A 13932-nucleotide genomic window follows, 5' to 3' on the forward strand; every position below is an offset into this window, starting at 1 on the left:
CGCCGACGAAAAGGGCCGATACCTCGGCGGACGGTTGCAAACTGGTCCTCGAACGGCCAATTCGCAACCCAAGGACTTCTGCCGGGGGTGTCAGGAAATCTCGATGGAGCGCAACTCGGAACGCCGCCGCTTGCCCCCCCTCAACGCCTTGCGGGCGTTCGAGGCGGCCGCTCGGCACCTGAATTTTTCTAGGGCTGCGGATGAGCTGTCGGTGACCCCGGGCGCGGTCAGCCAGCAGATCCAGAACCTCGAGGACTATGTCGGGGCGGCGCTGTTCAAGCGCACGCCCAAGGGCCTCTTGCTGACCGACGCGGCCCAGACCGCCCTGCCCGCCCTGCGCGAGGCCTTCGACCGACTCGCCGAAGCCGCTTCGATGCTGACCGCGGCGGTGGACGGCCGGCGGCTGACCCTGACGGCGGCGCCCTCGTTCGCAGCCAAGTGGCTGGTGCCGCGGCTGGGCCGGTTCGAGGAACTGCACCCGCAGGTCGACGTGTGGCTGTCGGCCGGCCTGGAGCTGGTCGACCTGACCGCAGGCGAGGTGGACGTGGCGATCCGCTACGGCGCCGGCCGCTATCCGGGCCTGGAGGTCCGCCGGCTGATCGGCGAAACGGTGATCCCGGTGCTGTCGCCGGACCTGGCGGCGACAACGCCGCTGAACGAACCCGCAGACCTAGCCAACCACATCCTGCTGCACGACGGATCGCCAGAGCCGGACGACTCCTGCCCCGATTGGACCATGTGGCTGGCCGCCCGCGGCCTGCGCGGGATCGACGGCGCGCGCGGCCCGCGGTTCAACCAGTCGAGCCTGGTGATCGAGGCGGCGGTCAACGGCCGCGGCGTGGCCCTGGCCAAGCGTACGCTCGCCCAGGCCGACCTGGACGCCGGCCGGCTGGTCACCCCGCTCCAGATCGCGACGGCGGTGGATTTCGCCTATTACGTGGTCCATCCGAAGGCCAAGGGTCGCCTGCCCCAGGTCAAGGCGTTCATCAACTGGATCGCCGCCGAGGCCGAAGCGCACGAAGCGGCGCTGAGAGCGCTGGACAACGGGGCCGGGATTTAGTCCTAAGCGGCCATGAAAATCGTTGTAGACGAACGGCCCCTGCCGGCCGACTGCGAGACCATGCTCGACGTCCGCAAGGGCGTGGACGCCCTGGACCGCGCCCTGGTGCTGATGCTGGCCGAGCGCCAGCGCTACATGGACGCCGCGGCGCGCATCAAGTCAGAGCGCCACACCGTGCTGGACAAGGCGCGGATCGAGGATGTGGTGACAAAAGTGAAGGCGGCGGCCCGCGACGCGGGCCTTTCCGAAGAGATCGCCGAACCCGTCTGGCGCACCCTGATCGACCGGTGCATCGCCTACGAGTTCGGCGTCTGGGATCAGCTGCGCGGCGTGCGCAACGACTGAAGCGCCCGCTCGTGGGCGTAGGCGGCGACATCCGCCAGCGCCGCATCGAGGGCATCGAGGACGGCGTTCAGCCCGCCGGGGCCCTCAGCCTCGGCGAGGGCGCACGCGTCCCCGAGCTGAAAGGCGCCGATTCCCCGCGCTGCGCCCTTGATGGTGTGCACCGCGTCGCGCCAGCCGTCGCCCGCCGGATCCAGCAGATTCGACCAGATCGCCGCCTGCTCGCGGAACAGGCCCAGCACCTCGTCGATCACCTCCCCGTCGCCTGCGGTGAAGCTCTCAAGATATTGAAAATCAACAGCTCCGGTGAGGTCCCGCCTCGCCATGAAAATTCCCCCAAACAGCCCCTTGCATTCAGTCAGGCTTCGCGTATGTTCCGCGCCCTTGCCGCCGGGCAACGCAACGCACGGCGGCGAGACGGGTGTATAGCTCAGTTGGTAGAGCAGCTGACTCTTAATCAGCGGGTCCAAGGTTCGAATCCTTGTACACCCACCATTCTTTCCGCGATCGCTGACGCGGCGACCTGATCCGAGACAATCGAGACACGGCACGTCCCGCCCCGGGGAGCGCACGCGTTCGTCGTATCGAGTGGCGCGCGCCCTTCGCCGCACGCCAGGCCGGCCCTGACCGCCTGTTCTCCCAGAAACCCCTTCCGACGGATGGCGCGCAGGCCGTTCGCGGTCGATAGTGGCCGCCAACCAAGATCGAATTTGGAAGAGGGAACATTATGAAGACGCGCATTACCGAGTTGCTCGGCGTCGAGCATCCGATCGTCCAGGGCGGCATGCACTTCGTCGGCCTGGCGCCGCTGGCCGGGGCGGTGTCCGAGGCCGGGGGCCTGGGGATCATCACCGCCCTGACCACCGGCTCGCCCGAGGCGCTGGCGCGCGAGATCGCCAAGTGCAAGGAGATCACCTCCAAGCCGTTCGGGGTGAACCTGACCTTCCTGCCCTCGGTCACGCCGCCGGACTATCCGGGCTATGTGCGCGCGATCATCGAAGGCGGGGTGAAGATCGTCGAGACCGCGGGAAACAATCCCTCGCAGGTGCTGCCGGTGCTGAAGGAGCACGGGATCAAGGTGATCCACAAATGCACCTCGGTCCGTCACGCCCTGAAGGCTGAAGCCATCGGCTGCGATGCAGTCAGCGTCGACGGCTTCGAGTGCGGCGGCCACCCGGGCGAGGACGACGTCCCGAACATGATCCTGCTGCCGCGCGCCGCCGACGAACTGAAAATCCCGATGCTGGCCTCGGGCGGGATGGCGGACGGCCGCTCGCTGGTCGCGGCTATGGCCCTGGGCGCGGACGGGATGAACATGGGCACCCGCTTCCTGGCGACCAAGGAGGCCCCGGTGCACGAGAACGTCAAACAGGCCCTGCTGGCGGCGAGCGAGCTCGACACGCGCCTGGTGATGCGCCCGCTGCGCAACACCGAGCGGGTGCTGACCAACCCGGCGGTGGAGCGGCTGCTGGAGACCGAGCGGCGACTGGGCGCGGCGACGACCTTCGCCGACATCGCCGCCGAGGTGGCCGGGGTGTATCCGCGGGTGATGGTCGACGGCGAGGTCGAGGCCGGCGCCTGGTCGTGCGGCATGGTCGCGGGCCTGATCCACGACATCCCGACGGTGCGCGAGCTGATCGAGCGGACCATGAGCCAGGCCGAGAGCCTGATCCGCCAGCGCCTGGCCGGAGCGCTGGGCGCGCCGGTGGCGGAACCCGCCTGACGGGCCGCGGCCGCGCCAGCCAGGCGCGGCCGCACGCCTGTCGTTGCGATCGCGCGCGAACAGGGCAAATCATGGCCGTTCATCTGTGGAACCCCCATGGCGTACCTGCGTCTCCGTCGCATTCTGGAACTCGCCGTCCTCGATCGCCCCGGCCTGCAATGGCTGCTGGCCGGGCGCGGAGGCGAGGCCGAGCGCCGGGCGCCGGCCGACTACTGGGAAGGCCTGCATAGCCAGGGCGCCTATTCCAACCTGATGGACGATCGGCGGCGCGACCACCTGCGCCTGCTGGCGGCCATGGTCGCCGAGCGCGCGCCGCAAGGGCGAGTGCTCGAGATCGGCTGCGGCCAGGGCGCGTTCTACGAGACCCTGCGCAGCCACCGGCCGGGCCGTTACGTCGGGGTCGACATCGCGCCCTCGGCGGTCGACCAGGCCAGAACCCGGTTCGCAGAAGACATCGCCGCCGGCCATGCGACCTTCGAGGTCGGCGATGGCGCGGCCATGGGCCTGGAGGGCGGCTACGACGCCGTCGTGTTCGCCGACAGCATCGAATATCTCGGCTCCATGGACGAGGTGCTGGCGCGCTTTACGCCGCTGCTGGCGCCCGGCGGCTTCCTCTGCGCGACCCAGTGGCTGGCGCCTCATCCGATCCGGCTGTGGAACCGGGACCTGAAGCCGCGGCTGGAGCTGCTGGACGAGGCGCTTGTCTGCGCCCCCTGGGGCGGCGCCTGGCAGGTTTGGGCCGGGCGGCCAAAGGGCGCGCCGCCGTGAATGCGCCGACCGAGCCGCGTTCGCCGCTGGTCGCGGCCTATCTGGAGCGCCGCGAGAACCTGGTTCGCTTCTTCGCCGCGCGCACAGGGTCGCGGCAGGCGGCCGAGGACCTGACCCAAGAGCTCTACCTTAAATTGGCCGATGCGGAGAGCGCGGACGTCCAGAACCCGCTGGCCCTGCTCTATCGGATTGCTGTGAACCTCATGCTGGACCGCGCTCGCAGCGCGGCGCGCAGCGGCGCGCGCGAGGCTAGCTGGCGCCAGGCCAACCACGCGCAGGTGCAGGGCGAAGACATCGCCGACATCCCGCCCGCCGACGAGGCGGCCGCCTCGCGCGAGCGGCTGCGACGCTTGGTCAGGGCCGTCGAGGACCTGCCGCCGCAGATGGGAAAAGCCTTTCGGCTGCACAAGCTTGACGGTTTGACCCATGCCGAGACGGCGCGCGCCATGGGCGTGTCGGTCAAGCGCGTCGAGAAGCATGTCAGCGCCGCCCTGAAGGCCCTGGTCAAGAAGCTGGGTCCATGATGGGCGGCGAAATTTTTCACGAAATTCGGGGGAGAGCCCCCGCCCACGACGTCTTGTTGTTGAGCGGGGATGGACTGGCCACGTCAGGGGAGCGGGAATGACGGGCGCGGAACGGAGGTTGGACGAGGCAGGGGATTGGCTCGTCCGGCTGCAATCGGAAGTCGTGAGCGAGGCGGACGCCCTGGCGTTCGACGCCTGGCTGTCGGCCTCGCCGGACAACGCACAGGCCTATGACACCGTGCTGAAGCTGTCACACGAGGTCGAGGCGAACCGGCTGGCGCTGAAGATCGCCCTGCCCCGCCCCGAGGCGGCGCGCTCGCGGCGCTGGGTGCTGTGGGGCGGCGGACTGGCGGCCGGGGCGATCACCGCGTCAGCGGCGACCATGATGCTGCTGCCGGCGGCGGCGCAGAGCTACGCGACCGGCCAGGGCGAGCGGCGCAAGGTGACCTTGGCCGACGGCTCCATCCTGGAGATGAACGGCGCGACGCGCCTGGAAGTCCGGTTCGCCGGCCGCGAGCGTCGGGTCGAACTTGCGTCGGGCGAGGCGTCGTTCGACGTCGCGCACGATGCGCGCCGCCCGTTCGTGGTGGCCGTCGGCGACCGCGCGGTGCGGGTGCTGGGCACACGCTTCAACGTCAGGCGCCGCAGCGGCCGGCTGAGCGTGGCGGTGGCGCGCGGCCTGGTCGAGGTGGCCGCCGGCGGCGGCCCGGCGCGGCGCTATCGGCTGCATCCCGGCCAGCGCCTGGATGCGACCGAGGGCGCCGCGGACGCGCAGATCGTGACCGGCGTGGCCGAAGACGCCTTTGGCTGGCGCGAGGGACGGCTGATCTATCGAGACGCGACGCTGGCCGAAGTGGTCGAGGACCTGAACGCCCAATTCGCACGTCCGACCCGTATCGACGACCCGGACCTGGCCGCGGTGAAGCTGTCCGGGGTACTGGTGCTCGACGATCAGCGCGCGGTGATCAATCGCCTTTCGCTCCTGACGCCGATCGAGGTTATAGAGGCGCCCTCGGGGGTGTTGCTGAGGCGCGCCCAGCAACGGTAGGGGACGCCAGATCCATCGCCGACGACCACTGGTGGCCGCGCTTGGCGGCGTCGGCCTGGTGGTCGGCGCGTGGCCGGCGCACGCCGCTTCGGCGTCGACGCATTATGAGATCGCCGCCAAGCCGCTTCCTGAAGCCCTGATCGACCTTGCCCTGCAGGCCCACGTCTCGCTGCTGGGCGTCGAGGCCTGCGCGGGCGTCCAGGCCCGGCCTCTGAAGGGCCGATACAGCCTGGAGGAAGCGCTGAATCGGCTTCTGGCCGGCGCCCCGTGCGCCTATCGCGTCGTCGATGCGCGCACAGTCGCCCTCGGTCCGGCCCGGCCTGCCCCTGTGGCCAGCGCCTCTCGCGCGCCCCCGGGCCGGGCGCCCGTCCGCGGGCCGGAAGTGGCCGAGTTGGTGGTTCACGCCAGCAAGCGCGACACCCCGCTCAGCGGACTGTCGGCCCCGGCCAGCGTCATGCCCCGGCAGCGGATCGAGGCGATCGGCGCCAGCGACGTGGGCGGCACCACCGGACAGCTGGCCGGACTGCACATGACCAACCTTGGCCCGGGGCGCGACAAGCTTCTGGTGCGCGGGCTGTCGGACGGCGCCTTCACCGGCCGCGCGCGCTCGACCGTGGCCACCTATCTCGACGACGTGCCGATCAACTACAGCGCCCCTCACCCGGACCTGCGCTTCGTCGACATCGAGCAGATCGAGGTCGTGCGCGGCCCGCAAGGGTCGCTGTACGGCGCGGGCGCCCTTAGCGGCGTCTATCGCATCGTCACCAACAAGCCCGACCTCACGTACGCCGGCGGCGCGTTGGCGGCCAGCAGCGCGACGACCAAGGGCGGTTCGCCCAGCTATGCGATCGACGGATGGTGGAACGCGCCGCTGGTCAGCGACCGGCTGGCGGTGCGCGTCGTCGCCTATCACGAGCAGATGGGCGGCTATCTGGACGATGTGAACATGCGCCGCTCGAACGTCGACCGGACCAGCCGCAGCGGCGCACGGCTGGCGGTGCGCGCGCAGCTGAGCGACAATTTCCGCGCCGACCTGTCGATGACCGGCCAGCGGCTGGACACCAACGACACGCAGTACACGACGCCGATCCTGGGCCCCGCGCGCCGCGCCAACCGCGTGCGCGAGGCGCACGACAACGACTTCTTCCAGACCGCCCTGACGCTGGAGGGCGAGGTCGGCGGCATGCGCCTGCACTCCTCGACCGGCTATGTGCGGCACAACTTCGCCAGCCAGTACGACGCCTCGTCCGCGCTCGACCTGTTCAGCGCCAACGGCTTCGACCTGGGCGTCTATTCCGAGGACGCGCGCGTCGACCTGCTGGTGCAGGACATTTCGGTCAGCGTCGCCAACCCCACAGGACTGTCCTGGCTGCTGGGCGCCTATGGCGCCCGTTCGCGCGAAAGCACGCCGTCCGAACTGCGGGTCCGCCGCGGCGCCGTCGTGGTTCCGGTCTACCAGGAAGAGCGGCGCGACCGGCTGCGCGAGGCCGCGCTGTATGGCGAAGCAACCCTGGCCCTCGCCAGCGGCTGGAGCATGTCGCTCGGCGCACGAGCCTTCGACACCTGGATCGACACCGAGGCCCAGATCGAGCTGCGCGCGCCCGCCCAGGGCCGTGCGATGTCGGCGCGGTCGCATACGTCGGGGATCTCGCCCAAGCTGTCGGTGCAGTACGTGTTCCCGTCGGGCGATCTGGTCTACGCCCTGATGTCCGAGGGCTATCGCGCCGCCGGGGTCAATTCGAGCGGGCTGACAGCCCCGCCGCCCACCCGGGCGCGATACGCCGCCGATCACCTGCGCAACTACGAAATCGGCGGCAAATTCAAATTCCTGGACGGCCGGCTGCAGGTGAGCGGCGCAGCGTTCTACGACCTCTGGACCGACATCCAGACCGACCGCTACCTGTCGTCGGGCCTTGCCTATACGACGAATGCGGGGGACGCGCGGATCGTCGGCATCGAAGCCGAGCTGGCCTATGACTGGGAGTTCGGCCTGTCGCTGAGAGCCAATGGCGCGCTGTCGGCCTCCGAGCTCACCCGCGCCAGCCGCGACTTCGGCGACTCCCTGGCGCGGCGGCTGCCCGGCGTGCCCGAGCTGTCGGGCGGAGTGCTCGCGCTCTATCATCGGCCGCTGACCGACGGGCTGGAGCTGCAGCTCACCGGCGAGGCCAGCTATGTCGGGCCCTCGCGTCTGTCGTTCGATTCCAAGCTGTCGCCTCCGATGGGCGACTATGTCCGCAGCCGCATGGCGGCGGACCTGGTGGCCGAACGCTGGCGGGCCGGCGTCTTCGTATCGAACCTCGCGGATTCGGCCGGCGACACCTTCGCCTACGGCAATCCGTTCAGCTTCGGCCAGGTGCGCCAGGCCACGCCTCAGCGGCCCCGCACCGTGGGGGCGCGCCTGACTGTCGCATTCTGATCCACGCGACGGGGGGGCCGCAACAAGCGGCGCCGTCCTACCTCAAGCGGGCGGACCCTTTTCGCGCGCCTGCGACTCGAGGAGAGGCACGGATGCGGCTGTCCGCACTGGTTTGCGCGCACAACGAGGAAGCCCGGTTGGGCGAATGCCTGCGGGCCCTCACCTTCTGCGACGAGATCGTGGTGGTCGCCGACCGCTGCACCGACCGCACGCAGGAGATCGCGCGCCACGCCGGCGCGGTGGTGATCGACGGCATCTTTCCTCTGGAAAGCCAGCGCAAGGCGGCCGGCGTCGAGGCGTGTACGGGCGACTGGATCTTCGAGGTGGACGCCGACGAGATCGTAGGCGCGGACCTCGCCTCCGAAATCCGCGCCACCATCGAAGGCGGCCCGGCCGGCGACTATTTCCAGGTGCCGGTCGACAACTATGTCGGCCCCACCCTTGTGCGACACGGCTGGGGCGGGTCGTTCGGCACCTCCAGCGTCGCGCGCCTCTACCGTCCGCGCAGCAAGCGCTGGAAGCCGCAACGCGTGCATCCGGGCGTGACCTTCGACGGCCAGTTCGCCGGGTCGCTGCGCGGCGCCATCCGCCACAAGGTGGACGACGACATCGCCGACATGGTGCAGCGCCTGAACCGGTACACCGACCTGCGCGCCCAGGACCTGGCGGACGCCGGCAAGCCGGGCGGGCTATGGGACAACGTGTTCCGCGGCTTCCGCCGGTTCTACAAGTGCTACTTCACCCGCAAGGGCCGCTCGGAAGGCGACCTTGGCTTCCTGATCGCCCTCATGGCCGGGCTCTATCCGGTGCTGTCGCATCTGAAGGCCAAGGAGATCCTGGCCCAGCGCGCCATCGCGCCGAAGGACGAAGCCGCCCCCGCCTCTGACGTGGTCGGGCTGCGGGCGCACTGATCCCTTGCTTCGACCGCGCCTACCCAGCAGCGGCCTGGCGCTGATACGCCTGCGCCTGGAACTTGCGCGCTGGCGCAGGGCTGGGCGGCGCGCGCAGTTCTGGTGGCGCGACGACGACGTGCGCTGGCGCACGCCGCACCTGGAGCGGCTGCTGCAGATCGCGGAGAAGCACCACGCGCCCCTGACCCTGGCGGCGATCCCCGATCCGGCCAATTTCGAGCTGCAAGGCTGCCTGGAACGTGCGCCGGTCGAGCTGGTGCAGCACGGGGTCGACCATCAGAACCGACGGCAGGGTCCGGCCGCGGGCGAGTTTCCGCACGACTGGCCGCTGGAGCGGCTGATCAAGGAGATCACCACCAGCCGCGTGCACCTGCCGCCCCGCGCCCTGCCGATCTTCGTGCCGCCGTGGAACGACATTCATCCGCAGTTGCCGGCGGCGCTGGCGGCTTGCGGTTTCACCGGCTGGTCGGCCTGGCCCGGCGCGGTTCCGACCGAGGACGGGCCCCCGCGGATCGACGCACACATCGACCTGCTCCGCTGGCGCGGCGGCGCGCGCTTCCGCGGCTCCGGCAAGATGCTGACGACCATCCGTCAGGCCCTGGCCGAGCGCCGCCGGCAGGAAGGCTGGGCGCGGCCGGTCGGTCTGCTGACCCATCACCTGGACCACGACGAGCCGGCCTGGGCCTTCCTCGACGGCCTGCTGGGGGAGCTGCGAACCCATCCGGCGGTGGAATGGCGGCCGCTGAGCGCGCTGCTGGCGAGCCGCGGCGGGCACGCCCGGGCCTAGAGTATCTGGCCCTAGGCCTTGCCGGCGGCGGCGACGGCCTGGCTGGCCACGAGGGCGGTCATGTTGACCACGCCGCGGGCGGTCGCCGTCGGGCTGAGCACATGCAGAGGCTTGGAGAGGCCCAGCAGCAACGGTCCGACCTCGATGCCCTCGGTCACCGCGCTGACCAGGGTGAGCGCGATGTTCGCCGCGTCCAGCGACGGGGCAATCAGCAGGTTGGCGTCGCCGCCGAACGAGCCGCCCGAGATATAGCGCGCACGCACAACCTCGGAGAGCGCCGCATCGCCGTGCATCTCCCCGTCCACGGCCAGGCCCGGGTCCAGTTCCCGCACGATGGCCAAGGCCTGGCGCATCTTGCGCGCCGACGGCGAGTTGGACGAGCCGAAGCTGGAATGAGACAGCAGCGCCACCTTGGGCGTGATGCCGAAGCCGCGCACCGCCTCGGCCGCCAGGATGGTCGATTCCGCGATCTGCTCGGCCGTCGGGTCGACGTTGACGTGGGTGTCGCAGAAGAACAGCGCGCCCTTGGGCATGATCACCCCCGAGAGCGCCGAGATACGCGAGACGCCTGGCCGCGCCGGGATCACCGGGGTGGCGTAGGTGAAGTGCCGCCACCAGTCGCCGCCGCCGCCGACCAAGGCCCCGTCCACCACGCCGCGGCGCAGCAGCATGGCCGCCGTGACGGTCGGGCGGGTGACGACGCGGCGGTTCGCCGCCGCCGGGGGCACGCCGCGACGCTCGACCACGGCGCGGTACTCCGCGGAGATGTCCTCGACCGATGGATCGACATCGGGATCGAAGATCTCGATGTCGCGATCCGGGGTCAGTCGCAGGCCCATCTCGCGGACCTTGGCCTCGATGGTCTCGCGGTGGCCGATCAGCACCGGGCGGGCCAGCCCCTCGTCGACCACGGTCTGAACCCCGCGCAGGACGCGCTCGTCCTCGCCCTCGGCGTAGGCGATGCGGCGCTTGCAGTCGCGGGCCTGGGCGAAGACCGGCCGCATGAGCTGGCCGGAGCGATAGACATAGCCTTCCAGCTCGCGGCGATAGGCGTCGAAGTCGGCGATCGGGCGGCGGGCGACGCCGGAGTCCATCGCCGCCTTGGCCACCGCCGGCGCGATCTCGAGGATCAGCCGCGGGTCGAAGGGCTTGGGGATCACGTAGTCGCGGCCGAACAGCGGCACGTGGCCGGCATAGGCGCTGGCCACCACGTCGCTGACCTCGGCGCGGGCCAGCTCGGCGATCGCCTCGGCCGCCGCCTTCTTCATGTCCTCGTTGATCTCGGTGGCGCCGACATCGAGGGCGCCGCGGAAGATGAACGGGAAGCAGAGGACATTGTTGACCTGGTTCGGATAGTCCGAGCGGCCCGTGGCGACGATGGCGTCCGGCCGGTTGGCCATGACCAGTTCCGGCAGAATCTCGGGCTCGGGATTGGCCAGCGCCATGATGAGGGGGCTCTTGCCCAGCAGCGGCAGCCATTCAGGCTTCAACACCCGCGGCGCCGAGAGGCCGAGGAAGATGTCGGCCCCGACCAGCACGTCCGGCAATGTCCGCGCGTCGGTCTTGCGGGCATAGCGCGCCAGTTCGGGCGTCAGGCCCTCGCGGTCCTGGTGCACGACGCCGTTGATGTCGGTCAGGGTCACGTTGTCGGCCGGCAGCCCCATGCTGACCAGCAGGTCGACGCAGGCCAGCGCGGCCGCCCCCGCCCCCGAGGTGACCAGCTTCACCTCGGAAAGGCTCTTGCCCTGGATGGTCAGGGCGTTGCGCACCGCGGCGGCGCAGACGATCGCCGTGCCGTGCTGATCGTCGTGAAACACCGGAATGTTCATCCGCTGGCGCAGGGCCCGCTCGATGTAGAAGCACTCCGGCGCCTTGATGTCCTCGAGGTTGATGCCGCCGAAGGTCGGCTCCAGCGCGGCGACGACCTCGACGAAGTGGTCTGGATTGGCGGAGGAGACTTCGAGGTCGAAGACGTCGATCCCGGCGAATTTCTTGAAGAGGACCGCCTTGCCCTCCATCACCGGCTTGGAGGCCAGCGGCCCGATATTGCCAAGGCCGAGGACAGCGGTGCCGTCGGTGATCACCGCCACCAGGTTGCCGCGCGCGGTGACCCGCTCGGCCCACGCCGGATCATCGACGATCGCCTCGCAGGCGGCGGCCACGCCCGGCGAATAGGCCAGGGCCAGGTCGCGCTGGGTGGCCATCGGCTTGGTGGGCTCGACGCTCAGCTTTCCGGGCCGCCCCATCTGGTGATAGGCGAGCGCTGCGCGTTTCAGGGCGTCATCCAAGGCCGGGTCCTTCCATAGTCACTCAAGGGCGCTGGGCGGGCGCGATCCCGCACAGGCTCTCGATACGACGGGGTGGAACACCGATTCTAGCCCGCAGGCGCCGAAAAGCGGGCCTCCAGCGCGACTTATCGCCGATCAGGCGGCTTTCCGGTCCGAGACGACCGCCTCGACGACGTGCGCACGGTAAAGGACGGCCAGCAGGTCTGTCTGGGTGATGATGCCCTGGATGACGCCGCTCGCGTCGACGACGAGCGCTTCGTGCGCCGCTCCGCCGGACAAGATCGGCAGCAGAGCCTCGATCGGCGTGCTCTCGCGCACCTTGTGCACGAACGGGTCGAGCGCCGCCTCCACGGCGCGATGACCCGCCGTCAGCAACTCGGCCCTTCGCACCATGCCGACGACGCGCCGTTCGGAATCAATCACAGGCGCGGTGCGCATGTCGTGCGACTGCAGGAAGGCGAAGGCGCTTTCGGCGCTCTGGTCGACATTCACCGTGACCACGTCGCGCGACATGATGTCGGCGCAGAAGATCACCGAGTGCAGACGTCGGTGGGCCTGGAGCTCCACCTCGCGGAACAGGGCGTCGAGATCGTCGCGGCTGACGTCCAGCAGCTCGCCGTACTGGGCCAGGGCGCGGTCGAGATCGACCGGCGCATAGCCTGCGCCCGCCCCAGGGGTCGGCGCAGGCGCCTTGTGCGGATAGCTCCGGCCCATGGCGCGGTTCAGGCCGATCCCGGCCAGGACCAGGAGGATCGAGCACAGCGCCACCGGAACCAGGACGAAGCCGAATCCCAGCCCGACGACGGCCGGCCCGCCGATCACGGCCGTCAGGGCGGTCGCGCCGCCGGGCGGGTGCAGGCAACCGGTCAAGGCCATGGCCGCGATGGCCAGGGCGACCGCGATCGCCGCCGCGGCGAACGGCTCGGGAATCAGGGCCGCGCAGGCCACGCCGATCACCGCCGAAAGAGCGTTGCCGCCGACCACCGCCCGCGGCTGCGCCAGCGGACTGGCGGGCGCAGCGAACACCAGCACCGCCGAGGCGCCGATGGGACCGACGAGCAGCGGCCCTAGCGCGAGGTCGCCGCCCCCGATGAACCGGGCGATCAGGCCGGTGAGCGCCAGTCCGGCCAGTGCGCCAAGGCCGGCGCGCGCTGCGTCGCTGAGGCGGAAGGCCGGCGTTCCGGAGCCGACGAGGTCGAACAGTCTGGCGATCATGGGCGCGTCTTATGGACAAGACCGCGCTGATTTTCGCCCCCGAAACTCTGTTCCGCGCCTCAGAAAATCAGCCGTCGCGAACACCGCCGCGACCGCGCGCCGCACCCACGGTTAAGCCTGGAGAAAGCCTTTTGGCCAAAGATCGCCCCCGTGAGCGAACCTAACTACATCGACCGTCGAGAGCATCCGCGCGAGCCTACCAACCTGCGCGCGCGCGTCTTCTATGGCCAGGGCATGGCTCACTGGGCCGACTGCACCATCGTCGACCTCAGCAAGGGCGGCGCGCGGCTGCAGATTTCGTCGATCTATCCCCTGCCCTCCCGCTTCGTGCTGCTGCAGCTGCTGGGCGGCATGGTCTACGACGTGCGCGTCCGCTGGCGGCGCGGCGACATGACCGGCGTCTCGTTCGACGCCCAGACCCAGATCGAGACCAGCCAGGAAGAGCGCCTGGCCATTGTCCACAAGGCCTGGAGCGCGCTGAAGGCGGCCTAGGCGGCGTTGCGCTTTCCGGCGCAGGCCGCGTTCTCGCTCAGCACCCGCTGGTCGGACGGCGGGAAACGTCCCAGCACGGCCTCAGGCCGGATCGGCCTCGGCGCGAAATTGCCGCCGCAGTTGGGGCAGGCGCCGCCCAGCACCCCGTCGACGCAATCCGCGCAGAAGGTGCATTCGAACGAGCAGATCATCGCCTCGGCGGCATCCGGCGGCAGGTCACGGTCACAGCATTCGCAGTTCGGCTTGAGCAGCAGCATGAGATCCTCCGGTCGGCGGCAGCCTAACCGTCACCGGCTCGCGCGCGGAACGACATAATTCCCTCGAAAAGCGACAATAGCTCGCGCAGGTGGCGCCGGTC

The 13932-nt window shown here is 70.1% G+C and carries 14 protein-coding genes and 1 tRNA gene; 11 read left to right on the top strand and 4 right to left on the bottom strand.

Features of this window, described 5'->3' with window-relative positions; translation table 11 throughout:
* Nucleotides 1–103 precede the first annotated feature (103 nt).
* Together gcvA and ACE3T2_RS13555 are read left to right on the top strand one after the other, a co-directional pair.
* Nucleotides 104–1060 carry a transcriptional regulator GcvA gene (gene gcvA, locus ACE3T2_RS13550; protein WP_374658208.1) on the top strand — a complete coding sequence of 319 codons (957 nt, stop codon included), beginning with the start codon at nucleotides 104–106 and terminating at the stop codon, nucleotides 1058–1060.
* A gap of 12 nt (nucleotides 1061–1072) precedes the next feature.
* The gene (locus tag ACE3T2_RS13555) at nucleotides 1073–1405 is read left to right on the top strand and encodes a chorismate mutase (RefSeq protein WP_374658210.1); all 333 of its coding nucleotides are present in this window, start codon (nucleotides 1073–1075) and stop codon (nucleotides 1403–1405) included.
* On the opposite strand, the gene ACE3T2_RS13560 is transcribed toward ACE3T2_RS13555, so the two are convergent.
* Nucleotides 1378–1728 carry an Hpt domain-containing protein gene (locus ACE3T2_RS13560; RefSeq protein WP_374658212.1) on the bottom strand — a complete coding sequence of 117 codons (351 nt, stop codon included), beginning with the start codon at nucleotides 1726–1728 and terminating at the stop codon, nucleotides 1378–1380. The two genes, ACE3T2_RS13555 and ACE3T2_RS13560, sit on opposite strands and share 28 nt — an antisense overlap.
* 93 nt (nucleotides 1729–1821) lie before the next feature.
* Between ACE3T2_RS13560 and ACE3T2_RS13565 the strand changes: the two genes are divergently transcribed.
* The 8 genes from ACE3T2_RS13565 (at nucleotide 1822) to ACE3T2_RS13600 (ending at nucleotide 9579) form a co-directional block, all read left to right on the top strand.
* Nucleotides 1822–1897, top strand: a tRNA-Lys gene (locus tag ACE3T2_RS13565).
* A 232-nt stretch (nucleotides 1898–2129) separates the two neighbouring features.
* Nucleotides 2130–3125: an NAD(P)H-dependent flavin oxidoreductase gene (locus ACE3T2_RS13570; RefSeq protein ID WP_374658214.1), complete on the top strand. Its 996-nt coding sequence runs from the start codon at nucleotides 2130–2132 to the stop codon at nucleotides 3123–3125.
* Between the two features lie 96 nt (nucleotides 3126–3221).
* Entirely contained in the window at nucleotides 3222–3893 is a 672-nt protein-coding gene (locus ACE3T2_RS13575) for a trans-aconitate 2-methyltransferase (RefSeq protein WP_374658216.1), read from the top strand.
* Nucleotides 3890–4417 carry an RNA polymerase sigma factor gene (locus ACE3T2_RS13580; protein WP_374658218.1) on the top strand — a complete coding sequence of 176 codons (528 nt, stop codon included), beginning with the start codon at nucleotides 3890–3892 and terminating at the stop codon, nucleotides 4415–4417. The genes ACE3T2_RS13575 and ACE3T2_RS13580 overlap by 4 nt, the downstream gene beginning before the upstream one ends.
* Nucleotides 4418–4514: 97 nt before the next feature.
* On the top strand, nucleotides 4515–5465 hold the full coding sequence (locus tag ACE3T2_RS13585) for a FecR domain-containing protein (RefSeq protein WP_374658220.1): 951 nt from the start codon (nucleotides 4515–4517) through the stop codon (nucleotides 5463–5465).
* 31 nt (nucleotides 5466–5496) lie between these two features.
* Nucleotides 5497–7881, top strand: a complete 2385-nt coding sequence (locus ACE3T2_RS13590) for a TonB-dependent receptor domain-containing protein (protein WP_374658222.1) — start codon at nucleotides 5497–5499, stop codon at nucleotides 7879–7881.
* Between the two features lie 92 nt (nucleotides 7882–7973).
* Nucleotides 7974–8792 carry a glycosyltransferase family 2 protein gene (locus ACE3T2_RS13595; RefSeq protein WP_374658224.1) on the top strand — a complete coding sequence of 273 codons (819 nt, stop codon included), beginning with the start codon at nucleotides 7974–7976 and terminating at the stop codon, nucleotides 8790–8792.
* A gap of 4 nt (nucleotides 8793–8796) precedes the next feature.
* Nucleotides 8797–9579, top strand: a complete 783-nt coding sequence (locus tag ACE3T2_RS13600; protein WP_374658226.1) for a polysaccharide deacetylase — start codon at nucleotides 8797–8799, stop codon at nucleotides 9577–9579.
* An 11-nt stretch (nucleotides 9580–9590) separates the two neighbouring features.
* Here the strand turns inward: ACE3T2_RS13600 and ACE3T2_RS13605 are convergent, their stop codons facing one another.
* Both ACE3T2_RS13605 and ACE3T2_RS13610 read right to left on the bottom strand, forming a co-directional pair.
* Nucleotides 9591–11867 carry an NADP-dependent malic enzyme gene (locus tag ACE3T2_RS13605; RefSeq protein ID WP_374658228.1) on the bottom strand — a complete coding sequence of 759 codons (2277 nt, stop codon included), beginning with the start codon at nucleotides 11865–11867 and terminating at the stop codon, nucleotides 9591–9593.
* A 135-nt stretch (nucleotides 11868–12002) separates the two neighbouring features.
* Nucleotides 12003–13082: an HPP family protein gene (locus tag ACE3T2_RS13610; RefSeq protein ID WP_374658230.1), complete on the bottom strand. Its 1080-nt coding sequence runs from the start codon at nucleotides 13080–13082 to the stop codon at nucleotides 12003–12005.
* 150 nt (nucleotides 13083–13232) lie between these two features.
* Between ACE3T2_RS13610 and ACE3T2_RS13615 the strand changes: the two genes are divergently transcribed.
* Nucleotides 13233–13574 (top strand): PilZ domain-containing protein, encoded by a 342-nt coding sequence (locus ACE3T2_RS13615; RefSeq protein WP_374658232.1) that lies wholly within the window; start codon nucleotides 13233–13235, stop codon nucleotides 13572–13574.
* Here the strand turns inward: ACE3T2_RS13615 and ACE3T2_RS13620 are convergent.
* The gene (locus ACE3T2_RS13620) at nucleotides 13571–13831 is read right to left on the bottom strand and encodes a DUF1272 domain-containing protein (RefSeq protein WP_374658234.1); all 261 of its coding nucleotides are present in this window, start codon (nucleotides 13829–13831) and stop codon (nucleotides 13571–13573) included. The two genes, ACE3T2_RS13615 and ACE3T2_RS13620, sit on opposite strands and share 4 nt — an antisense overlap.
* Nucleotides 13832–13932: the final 101 nt, after the last annotated feature.

It is taken from the genome of Phenylobacterium sp., assembly GCF_041919955.1.
In the GTDB taxonomy this organism is placed as follows: domain Bacteria; phylum Pseudomonadota; class Alphaproteobacteria; order Caulobacterales; family Caulobacteraceae; genus Phenylobacterium.

Bases quoted from the DNA above. Each gene is read 5' to 3' on its own strand.
- gcvA (WP_374658208.1), top strand. From the start codon at position 104: ATGGAGCGCAACTCGGAACGCCGCCGCTTGCCCCCCCTCAACGCCTTG.
- ACE3T2_RS13555 (WP_374658210.1), top strand. From the start codon at position 1,073: ATGAAAATCGTTGTAGACGAACGGCCCCTGCCGGCCGACTGCGAGACC.
- ACE3T2_RS13560 (WP_374658212.1), bottom strand. From the start codon at position 1,728: ATGGCGAGGCGGGACCTCACCGGAGCTGTTGATTTTCAATATCTTGAG.
- ACE3T2_RS13570 (WP_374658214.1), top strand. From the start codon at position 2,130: ATGAAGACGCGCATTACCGAGTTGCTCGGCGTCGAGCATCCGATCGTC.
- ACE3T2_RS13575 (WP_374658216.1), top strand. From the start codon at position 3,222: ATGGCGTACCTGCGTCTCCGTCGCATTCTGGAACTCGCCGTCCTCGAT.
- ACE3T2_RS13585 (WP_374658220.1), top strand. From the start codon at position 4,515: ATGACGGGCGCGGAACGGAGGTTGGACGAGGCAGGGGATTGGCTCGTC.
- ACE3T2_RS13595 (WP_374658224.1), top strand. From the start codon at position 7,974: ATGCGGCTGTCCGCACTGGTTTGCGCGCACAACGAGGAAGCCCGGTTG.
- ACE3T2_RS13610 (WP_374658230.1), bottom strand. From the start codon at position 13,082: ATGATCGCCAGACTGTTCGACCTCGTCGGCTCCGGAACGCCGGCCTTC.
- ACE3T2_RS13620 (WP_374658234.1), bottom strand. From the start codon at position 13,831: ATGCTGCTGCTCAAGCCGAACTGCGAATGCTGTGACCGTGACCTGCCG.